Origin of the sequence: Mesorhizobium silamurunense (assembly GCF_014843905.1) — a bacterium.
Lineage (GTDB): Bacteria > Pseudomonadota > Alphaproteobacteria > Rhizobiales > Rhizobiaceae > Mesorhizobium > Mesorhizobium silamurunense.
Map to the genome: position 1 here is coordinate 1 of NZ_LPVS01000209.1, position 1,339 is coordinate 1,339.

1 protein-coding gene is annotated in these 1,339 nt (G+C 63.2%); it reads left to right on the top strand.

The features are described from left to right. The first annotated feature begins 82 nt into the window (after window positions 1-82). The gene (locus tag AU465_RS33095) at window positions 83-1,096 is read left to right on the top strand and encodes an IS110 family RNA-guided transposase (RefSeq protein WP_192257222.1); all 1,014 of its coding nucleotides are present in this window, start codon (window positions 83-85) and stop codon (window positions 1,094-1,096) included. Window positions 1,097-1,339: the final 243 nt, after the last annotated feature.

Genomic DNA, 1,339 nt, shown 5'->3' on the forward strand with positions numbered 1-1,339 from the left:
TTTTTTCAACATGGGGTAATGGGCAGCGGCTCTTCTCGGAGACCGTTAGGATCGGCTCCGTCATTTGAAGAGGAGACCGACCATGGAATATTTTGCAGGCTTGGACATCTCGATGGAAGAGACGCATGTGTGCGTTCTCGACCGTGAGGGAGCAGTCGTCCACGAAGCGAAGACGATGTCGACGGCCGAGGCGATCGTTGCATCGCTGGCGAAGGCACCGACTTGCCAGCGGGTTGTGTTCGAGACCGGCCGCATGGCGCCGATGCTCTATCACGGCTTGTTTGAGCGTGGCGTGCCCGTCGTGTGCATCGAGAGCCGCCAAGCCTATCAGGCGTTGAAGTCCCTTGCGACCCACAAGACCGACCGCAACGACGCCCGTGGCCTGGCCCATCTCGCCCGCACCGGCTTCTTCAAACCGACGCATGTGAAGTCGCTGCCGGCGCATGCTGTCCGTTCGCTCATCATCGCGCGCAAGAAGCTGGTCGGGCAGCGCGTCATGCTGGAGAACCAGATCCGCGGCCTCGCCGTGGTGTTCGGCGTCCGGCTGCCGCGGGCGCTCAGCCCCGCCTTCATCAAACAGGCATTGCAATCAAGTGAAGGGATCGACGGCCTGTCCGCCGCCATGCGAGGCCTCATCGGGGCGCGCGCCGCCGTGCTTTCGGCTGTCTCGGCAATCGACGCAGACTTGAAGAGGATGGCCAAGGCCTCGAATGCGTGCCGCCGGCTGATGACCATTCCCGGTGTCGGCAAACTCACCGCGCTCGCCTTCACAGCCGCCGTCGACGATCCCGAGCGCTTCCGGCGGTCCCGCGATATCGGCGCCTATCTCGGCCTCGTGCCGCGGCGCTATCAATCGGGCGAGGTCGATTACACCGGCAGCATCTCCAAATGCGGCGACCGGCGAACACGAACCCTGCTCTACGAAGCAGCTAATGTCATGCTGACGCGCTACAAAGCACCGCTGAAGCTGAGGGACTGGGCGCTGGCCATCGCGGCGAGGTCCACGATGCGCAAGGCGCGGGTCGCGCTCGCCCGCCGGCTCGCCATCATCATGCATGCCATGCTCCGGCATGGCACCGTGTTTAGGCCGGCATAACCGGCATCCGAAAGGAGACCGATACGAGTTCCCGAGCGGGAACGACGCCCGAGGGAGGGCATGGATGACGGCGCCGATTTTGTAGCAGCGGTCGATCCGATCGGCCGACAGCGATTTCAACCAAGCCGCACCATACCCAGCTGACCCCATCAAGTGCCGATGAGCACGTAGAGAACGCAGGCACCCAAAAGCGTCGACAATGCTCAAAACCGAGCCGCCGCCCCTTGACCCATTAGAGAACGA